An 8,183-nucleotide genomic window follows, 5' to 3' on the forward strand; every position below is an offset into this window, starting at 1 on the left:
ATCATGATCCACATCGGGAAGCCGCTTGAATCAGGCGTCGAGCTGCCGAAGGACAAAGCGACGCCGAGCATGGCGATGGACATGAACTTCTGGCCGTCTTGGGCGCCGTGCAAAAACGACAGCGCGATGGCGCACAGGTCCTGAATAACGATGAACAGGCGATTCGCATAGATACGGTTCACGCTGCGGAAGAGCGCCTCGATTGCCTTGGTGAATACCCAACCCAGGATAAAGCCAGCGACCAGGGAGAACACCATGCCGTAGATGACCTTCGCCCATTCCGCGGGAACCACACCCGCCCAGCCATTGAGCGCGATGGCGCCACCGGTGATGCCTGCGATAAGCGAGTGGGACTTCGAGCATGGAATGCCGAATATCCAGCAGATGACACCCCACGCGATTGCACCTATCATAGCTGCGACCAGGGCTAAGAGCGCCGCATTCGTATCTCCCGAGAAGTCGACCATCCCAAACATCGTCTTCGCGACGGCGGTGGAGATAAACGTCATGCCGACCAGACCGACAAAATTGAACACGGCCGCGAGCGCAATCGCGGTATTCGGCTTGAGGCAGCGGGTGGAGACGACCGTCGCGATGGCGTTCGGCGCGTCGGTGGCACCGGAAACGGCGGTCACACCGATAACGAGGATTAAAATCACGAAGAGGATGGGCTGAGCCATCGCTTGGGTGAGAAAATCTACGAACGTAAGCGCCACGTGCTACCCCGTCTATGTTGTTGAACACCCTTTCGGGAGTTCGTGTTCGGCCCACGCGGATCGAGCACGAGATGCATTGGCTCATGCTGACCGCATTTTACACAGCCTTAACAATGTAGAGCAAACCGAGGGTTGCAAGGCGGCAATATCGGCAATGTGCATAAATCCCCCCGACGGCGGAAACTCGCAGGCAACCCTCAACGCCGAGAAGCACAGGGAGCGGCAGAAGCGCGCCTTTGACGCTCAGGGCGGGGAGACCTGCCAGGAATGGGGCATTCTTCATCATTTTCGGGACAATGAGCCACGCCGGCAAAAAGCCTCCGATAGTGAACGTTTTTCTGACCTGGGATTATTCTATTACTCGATGCGCTGCTCCTCGAAAAAGCATGGGGAAAGCGGCGCCGCTTGATGAATACCGCCTTTTTTTTGGCAGGTCTTGGGGGTACAAATAGCTCGTGCGAGGGCACGCAGCAGCAACGCTCTTATGTATTGCCGAAGGCCTTCTAACTTGAAAAATATGCGAAAAGACCCCGTTTCTGTGCAGTTACTGCACAGAAGAACAGAATCGGCGGGTGCGGCGTGTGGGTTGGGGGCATCACGCCGCAGAGCCGCCTCGGGGTGTTCGTCATCTCGCACGGCCTTGCGTTTGTCGCTCTTGTGCGGTCTCGCGCTGTCCGCTATCGCATGCTCGCGCGCTATGCCAACGCCACGAAAGCTTGCTCATTGTCGCTCTTTCGCGGTCTCGTGCTTCGACTCCCTAAAGATACTCGATGCATGTTTCCCACACGTTTCATCTGGGTTAAGCCTGGACTCAGGCGCAATCTTTCTCCGAGCGACACTCTCCGGCACGCGGGCTTTCCTTAAACTCTCCCATCTCGCAAGACGGCAGGCCACGCACACGCAAGCCATCAGGCCAAAACGCCCCTTCGCCTTCCCTTTCCAAAAACTTCTTGATCAGAGGTTGAAGCCTGAAGCTTTCGCGCATACAATACGGGCTAGATGAATTCTGTTTCAGGGCGGGGTGAGATTCCCCACTGGCGGTAACCAGAAGGCAGCATGTCAAGCTGGAAGTCCGCGACCCGAGCAGATGAGGTGCCCACCGCGCTTCGTTCGCTTGGCTGATCCGGTGAGAATCCGGGACCAACGGTTACAGTCCGGATGGAAGAGGCAGAGAATCGCAGCGCGCCGCGGCAATTGCCGGGCGTGTCGTTGATGCGTATTCGCGGGCCCGTATGCAAAGGAATTCATACGGGCCCGCTTTTTTGTGCAGGGTGAGAAGCGGACCCGCAGAAACCCACCTTGCGAAAAGGAGGCTGTCATGTCAGCCACACAAGCAACCAAGCAGGTCGAACTTAAGAACACGAACCGCTGGAGCACGCGCCAGCTCGTCACCATGGCACTCATGTGCGCCATCGCCGCGCTGTTCTCCTTCATCCAGATTCCCCTTCTGCCGGCCGCGCCCTTCCTCACCTATGACCCCTCGCTTATGCCCGCGATGGTCTGCGGCTTCGCCTTCGGCCCGGGCGCAGGTTTCGTCGTCGGTGCGATCGCGGCGGTGATTCACGGCCTTATCCTGGGCGAATGGGTTGGCTCGCTCATGAACATCTGCGCGACGCTGTTCTTCGTCGTTCCCGCGGCGCTCATCTACAAGAAGATGCACACCCTGAAAGGCGCTGTTCTCGGCCTCATCGTGGGCGTTGTGTGCGCGACCGCAGGCGCCATCATCACGAACCTCACGATCGGCGTGGCGTTCTGGTACGGCAGCACTGACGTCATCATGCCGCTTCTGCTTCCCGCCGTCGTGCCCTTCAACCTGATCAAAACCGTGCTGAACTCGCTTCTGACGCTTATCGTGTACAAGGCGATCTCGAACCTCATCACCCCGAAGAAAAACCAGGTGAAAGGCCGCTAAACCATGACTGGGAAGCCTCTGCCCGAAGAACCCGCCGAAAACTCCGTCCCCGCGTCCGCCGAGGCGCCCATCATCTGCGTGCGCGACGTCTCGTTCACCTACGACGGCGAGGCGTTCGCGCTCTCGGGCGCAAGCGTGCAGATCGAGCGCGGCGAGTTCGTGTGCATCCTCGGCGGCAACGGATCGGGGAAATCGACGCTCGCGAAGCATTTGAACGCGCTGCTCGTTCCCGATAAGGGGCGGGTGGAGGTTTGCGGCATGGACACCTCCGAGCGCCAGCACACCTACGCGATTCGTCAGAACGCCGGCATGGTATTTCAGAACCCGGATGACCAGCTGGTCGCCTCCCTTGTGGAAGACGACGTAGCCTTCGGGCCCGAAAACCTCGGCGTTCCCACCGCTGAGCTGCGGCAGCGCGTAACGCAACGCCTTGAAGACGTCGGCCTTTCGGGGTTTGAGAAGCACGAGACGCACGCGCTTTCCGGCGGGCAGAAGCAGCGCGTCGCCATCGCAGGCGCCCTTGCGATGAACCCGGAAATCCTCATCTTGGACGAGGCCTCCGCGATGCTCGACCCCCGCGGACGCAAAGGGCTTATACGCGTCGTGCGCTCGCTCAACGACCAAGGCATGACCGTCATCATGATCACCCACTTCATGGAGGAAGCAGCCCTCGCCGACCGCGTCATCGTGCTCGATGAGGGGAAGGTGGCGCGAGTCGGCACGCCGCAGGAAGTGCTCGTCGACGTCGATGCACTTTCCGCCCTCAACCTGGAGGTTCCCTTCGCAGCCGAGCTTTCCCAGGCGCTGCGCCGGGCCGGGGTGCTCGTTGCCGCCGCCGTGACCGAAGAGGAGCTTGCGGAAAGCGTGTTTTCCCTGTTCATCCCACGCGCGGCGAAAGCTTGCGGCGGCGAGGGAGAAGGCGCCGAGCCCTGGAGCACGGGCGACGAGGTGGCATCCCAGGACTCGCCCGCGGAAGAGGCGGCGTGCGAGGGCGCGGCGGAAGGCACGGAAACTTCCGCACCTTCCACCGCGCCCGCGGGCGGCGATGCGCTTATCCAGCTTGAGGGCGTGTCGTTCACCTACGACGCCGCCGAGGCCCGCCGCCAACGCAAAGCCGGCAAAACACCAGCCCCCAAGCAGGCCAAATGGGGAAATTCCCCCGAGGCGCTCTGGGCGCTCGACAACGTTACCCTCGAAGTGCGCAAAGGCGAGTTCTTGGGCATCGCCGGCCATACCGGCTCGGGCAAGTCCACCCTCATCCAGCACATGAACGGCATCCTGCACCCCACAAACGGCCGCGTCGTCGCCTTCGGGCGCGATGTCGCGGAGAAGGGTGCTGCCAACGACGTGCGCGGGCGCGTCGGCGTGGTGTTCCAGTACCCCGAGAACCAGCTCTTCGCGGCGACCGTGGCGGAAGACGTCGCCTTCGGGCCGCGCAACCTGGGCCTTTCGGAGGAAGAGGTCTCCGCGCGGGTCGAGCGCTCCCTGCGCACCGTAGGGCTTGACCCTGAGGAGATCGCCGCACGCAGCCCCTTCGAGCTCTCGGGCGGCCAACAGCGCCGCGTGGCGTTTGCGGGCGTGCTCGCCATGGAGCCTGAGGTGCTCGTGCTCGACGAGCCCGCCGCAGGGCTCGACCCCAAGGCGCGCAAATCGTTCCTCGACATGGTGTCCCACCTGCACGAAGAGGGGCTCACCGTGGTGATGGTGTCCCACAATATGGACGACCTCGCGAATCTCTGCGACCGTGTTGCGGTCATGAGCGAGGGAAAGCTCCTCATGGAGGGAACGCCTGCCAAGGTATTCTCTCGCGCCGACGAGCTGACTGCCGTTGGGCTTGCGACAACCTCGCCCGAGCATTTCGCGAACCTTCTGCGCGAAGGCGGGCTTGCCGTACCGCACGAGGAGCTTGCCACCGAAGACTCGATCGTCTCCTATCTGCGAGGTCTCTTATGATGCGCGGATTTTCTTTCGGAAGCTATGTGCCTGGCACAAGCCCCGTTCACAAGCTCGACGCGCGCGCGAAGCTTTTGCTTGGGTGCGCGTTCATCGTGATCACCCTGAACGCGAGGTCCTTTCTTGCGCTTATTCCCGTGGCGCTGTTCGTGGTGGGAGCCTACGCCCTCGCCCGCATTCCCGCAAGGAAGGCTTTGCTCTCGCTCGCGCCGCTCATGTTTATCGTTGTGATCGCATCGATCATGAACCTGTTCGTCGTGCAGGGAGGGCCCGTCTATTTCGAATGGGCGTTCATCCGCATAAGCGAACAGGGCGTGCTCACCTGCTTGCTCATCGCCTGCCGGCTCGTGCTCATGATGGCGGGAATGAGCCTCGTCACGCTGACCACGATGACGCTCGACTTGACGGAGGCCTTCGAGCGGCTGCTCTCCCCCTTCGCGCGCTTCGGCGTGCCGGCGCACGAGATCGGCATGATCATGGGCATCGCCCTGCGCTTCATGCCGCAGTTCGCAACCGAGTTCTCGAGCATTCGCGAAGCACAGCTCGCACGCGGCGCGGGGCTCAAGACCAGCCCCGTACGTGGCGTGCAGATGCTCTCGTCGCTCATGACTCCCTTGTTCACCAGCGTTTTCCGCCACGCCGAGACACTTTCGGCGGCCATGGAGGCGCGCTGCTACCACGGCAAGGAGGGGCGCACGAGGCTCCATCCGTTAAGCTTCGCCCCTCGCGACGGCGTCGCCTGCGGGCTCGTCGCCGTCCTTCTGGCCTGTGTGATCGCGGTGAACATCCTGCTGTAAGGCTGTCGGAGCGAATTAGCATTCCTCCCCGCAGATTATTTCGCACCCTACTGTTTAAGGAAAGGAACCCTCATGACCGGAAACGAGAAGATCCTGCAGTACTTAAGCGCCGTGCCCGCGTGGTATCTCGCCACGAGCGTGGACGACCAGCCGCACGTGCGTCCCTTCAGCTTCGCCGCCGAGCAGGACGGCAAGATCTGGTTTTGCACCGCGACGACCAAAGACGTGTGGGACGAGCTCGTCACGAACCCGAAGTTCGAGGCGACGGCATGGTGGCCGGGACACGGTTGGCTCATCCTCCGCGGACGCGCGGGACTCGATGACAAGGTCAACGACGACATCCGCTACGCCGGCTTCGCGCATCTGAGCGGGCTGGGCGAAACCTACGACGGACCGAACGACTCCACGCTCACGTTCTTCAGCGTGGAGGAACCGCAAGCGTGGATCTGCAACCATGAGGAATGGGTTCCCGTAGAACTCTAGATGGTTTCGAGCCGCACCCCGCAGGGCCGACGGCCGTTTTGTGGCACAATAGCGAAACGACATTCGACGAAGGAGAACGGCTCATGGCAAACGGCACCGAGGCAGGCACGCGGCCTGTGAACTTCCGCAAAGTTGGCATCGTGGGATGCGGGTTCGTGGGATCCGCATCCGCGTTTGCGCTGATGCAAAGCGGGTTGTTCTCTGAGATGGTGCTGATCGACGTCGATCGCAACCGCGCCGAGGGCGAGGCGCTCGACATCGCGCATGGCATGCCGCTCGCATCGCCGGCGAACATCTACGCGGGCGATTACGCCGACATCGCCGACGCCGGCGTCGTGATTATCACGGCGGGCGCGAACCAAAAGCCGGGTGAAACGCGCCTTGATCTAGTTAGCAAGAACGTCAGCATCTTCAAGTCGATCGTGCCGCAAATCACGCAAAGCGGTTTCGACGGCATCCTGCTCGTCGTGTCGAACCCGGTCGATATCCTCACCTACGTCGCGCTCAAACTCTCGGGGCTGCCCGCGAACCGCGTCATCGGGTCGGGCACCGTGCTCGATACCGCACGCTTCAAGTACGTGCTCGGCGAACATCTCGGCGTCGACCCACGCAACGTCCACGCGCGCATCGTCGGCGAGCACGGGGATTCCGAAATCGCCATCTGGAGCCTGGCAAACGTCTCGGGCATCCCGATCGACGTGTTCAGCCGCCTGCGCGGGCGCGAGCACAGCGCCGAGACTATGGCGAAAATCGAGGCCGACGTGAAGAACTCGGCGTACGAGATCATCGAGAAGAAGCATGCCACCTACTTTGGCATCGCCATGTCCGTGAAGCGCATCTGCGAGGCGATCGTGCGCGACGAGAAGCCCATTCTTCCCGTATCGAACCTGATGGAAGGCGAGTACGGCATTTCCGACATCGCGCTTTCGATGCCCGCCGTCGTTGGCGCCGCCGGCATCGAGTACAAGGTTCCCGCACCCTTCTCCGAAAACGAGCAAGCGCGCCTACGCGAGTCCGCCGACATGCTCAAAAGCGTTATCGAGCAGCTTGACCTGTAGACTGGCTTGCAAAACGAACGCGGCGAGCGCACAGGGGACACTCGTAAGACGCGCCAAGTTGAGCACGCTTGCAAAACGAACGCGGCCGCACCTTCTCTTTTGAAGATGCGGCCGCGTTTTTGGTTGCAGAATGTCTCGATTGCGGGCGCGCTATCAGGTTATTTGCCCTTCGCGGGCTCGTCGAAGGCACCGGTGCAGTGCGGGCAGCGCGTCGCGCCCTCCTTCACCTCCTCTAAGCAGAAGGGACACACGGGCGGCTTCTTTTCTTCTTCCTTTTCCTTGCCCGCAAGCTTGTCGGCAGCCTCCTGCGCCTTGTTAACGGCTTTCACCAGCAGAAACACGATGAACGCCACGATGAGGAAGTTGATGACCGCCGAAATAAAGGCGCCGAAGTCGATTTCAGTGCCCGGCACCACCAGCCCCGAGATCTCGCCCGGAGTGCCACCTGCGATGAACGTAATGAACGGGTTGATGATGTTGGTGGTGAGAGCCGTCACAATAGCCGTGAACGCGCCGCCGATGATGACGGCGACGGCCAGGTCCATCACGTTGCCGCGGTTGATGAAGTCTTTGAACTCCCCTAGGAACTTCTTCATGCCCTCCCCCAATCAGTTGAAATGAAAGCGTGCGAACTTACAGCGAGATACTATAGCAAAAATCGCTGCATACCCCAGGTGCGGCGGATAGCCATGCGCCGAACGCTTCCGCGTCAATTGCTATTTGCGGCTCCCGAGCTCTGCATTGCATTCCGCAAGCGTTGCCGCAAAGCGCGCGACATCGTCCGCCGTCGTCGCACCCGAGAAGCTCACGCGCAGCGTCGTGTTGCCCTGCGAAAGCGGGATGCCCGCCGCCTGGAGCGAGAGCGGATGCTTCTTGCGCCAGGTACCGGCCGCCACGTGCTCGTGGTTCGACTCGCACGCCGATGCGCGCGACACGTAGACGCCGCGGTCGCTGAGGTACGCGACCGACTTCGCGTTACGCAGCCCGGGCACGCTCACGCTCACGATGAAGGGGGACGCGTCCTCGGGCGAGTTCACAATGGCGCTGGGAACAAGGCGCGCGAGCTCGGCGCGAATCTGTGCGTTCAGTGCGCGCACATGCGCGAGCGTTTCCTCATGCTCGGCCTGCGCCAACTCGACAGCACGCGCGAAACCCGCAGCAAGGAACACCGCCTCCGTGCCTGAGCGAAGCCCGCGCTCCTGCCCGCCGCCGAATGCGTTCGTGTGCAGCTCCACGCCGTCGCGCACGTACAACGCGCCGATAC

8 protein-coding genes and 1 riboswitch are annotated in these 8,183 nt (G+C 61.7%); of the genes, 5 read left to right on the forward strand and 3 right to left on the reverse strand.

Features of this window, described 5'->3' with window-relative positions:
• The coding region (locus tag Q0G85_RS09820; protein ID WP_297157471.1) for an inorganic phosphate transporter at positions 1–716 on the reverse strand (716 nt) is incomplete at its 3' end.
• 1,003 nt (positions 717–1,719) lie between these two features.
• Positions 1,720–1,890, forward strand: a riboswitch (FMN riboswitch).
• Positions 1,891–2,034: 144 nt separating this feature from the next.
• Here Q0G85_RS09820 and Q0G85_RS09825 point away from each other — a divergent pair.
• The 5 genes from Q0G85_RS09825 to Q0G85_RS09845 all read left to right on the forward strand — a co-directional run bounded on the left by Q0G85_RS09825 (position 2,035) and on the right by Q0G85_RS09845 (position 6,919).
• On the forward strand, positions 2,035–2,628 hold the full coding sequence (locus Q0G85_RS09825; protein WP_297157473.1) for an ECF transporter S component: 594 nt from the start codon (positions 2,035–2,037) through the stop codon (positions 2,626–2,628).
• Positions 2,629–2,631: 3 nt separating this feature from the next.
• Complete coding sequence (locus Q0G85_RS09830) at positions 2,632–4,581, forward strand: energy-coupling factor transporter ATPase (RefSeq protein ID WP_297157476.1); 1,950 nt, start codon at positions 2,632–2,634, stop codon at positions 4,579–4,581.
• Positions 4,578–5,378: an energy-coupling factor transporter transmembrane protein EcfT gene (locus Q0G85_RS09835; RefSeq protein ID WP_297157479.1), complete on the forward strand. Its 801-nt coding sequence runs from the start codon at positions 4,578–4,580 to the stop codon at positions 5,376–5,378. Before Q0G85_RS09830 ends, Q0G85_RS09835 begins: the two co-directional genes overlap by 4 nt.
• Before the next feature lie 72 nt (positions 5,379–5,450).
• Complete coding sequence (locus Q0G85_RS09840) at positions 5,451–5,861, forward strand: pyridoxamine 5'-phosphate oxidase family protein (protein WP_297157483.1); 411 nt, start codon at positions 5,451–5,453, stop codon at positions 5,859–5,861.
• An 83-nt stretch (positions 5,862–5,944) separates the two neighbouring features.
• A complete protein-coding gene (locus Q0G85_RS09845; RefSeq protein WP_297157486.1) occupies positions 5,945–6,919 on the forward strand; it encodes an L-lactate dehydrogenase in 975 nt (324 codons plus the stop codon).
• A 158-nt stretch (positions 6,920–7,077) separates the two neighbouring features.
• Here Q0G85_RS09845 and mscL read toward each other — a convergent pair whose 3' ends face one another.
• Together mscL and Q0G85_RS09855 are read right to left on the reverse strand one after the other, a co-directional pair.
• Positions 7,078–7,515 carry a large conductance mechanosensitive channel protein MscL gene (gene mscL / locus Q0G85_RS09850; RefSeq protein ID WP_297157489.1) on the reverse strand — a complete coding sequence of 146 codons (438 nt, stop codon included), beginning with the start codon at positions 7,513–7,515 and terminating at the stop codon, positions 7,078–7,080.
• A 120-nt stretch (positions 7,516–7,635) separates the two neighbouring features.
• Positions 7,636–8,183 (reverse strand): aminotransferase class V-fold PLP-dependent enzyme (locus Q0G85_RS09855; protein ID WP_297157492.1); only part of this gene is annotated, 548 nt, incomplete at its 5' end.

This window comes from uncultured Ellagibacter sp., from assembly GCF_934617235.1.
In the GTDB taxonomy this organism is placed as follows: domain Bacteria; phylum Actinomycetota; class Coriobacteriia; order Coriobacteriales; family Eggerthellaceae; genus Ellagibacter.

What these genes read in the sequence shown, in the direction of transcription:
- Q0G85_RS09840 (WP_297157483.1), top strand. Translation starts at nt 5,451, where the DNA reads ATGACCGGAAACGAGAAGATCCTGCAGTACTTAAGCGCCGTGCCCGCG.
- Q0G85_RS09825 (WP_297157473.1), top strand. Translation starts at nt 2,035, where the DNA reads ATGTCAGCCACACAAGCAACCAAGCAGGTCGAACTTAAGAACACGAAC.
- Q0G85_RS09835 (WP_297157479.1), top strand. Translation starts at nt 4,578, where the DNA reads ATGATGCGCGGATTTTCTTTCGGAAGCTATGTGCCTGGCACAAGCCCC.
- Q0G85_RS09845 (WP_297157486.1), top strand. Translation starts at nt 5,945, where the DNA reads ATGGCAAACGGCACCGAGGCAGGCACGCGGCCTGTGAACTTCCGCAAA.
- Q0G85_RS09830 (WP_297157476.1), top strand. Translation starts at nt 2,632, where the DNA reads ATGACTGGGAAGCCTCTGCCCGAAGAACCCGCCGAAAACTCCGTCCCC.
- mscL (WP_297157489.1), bottom strand. Translation starts at nt 7,515, where the DNA reads ATGAAGAAGTTCCTAGGGGAGTTCAAAGACTTCATCAACCGCGGCAAC.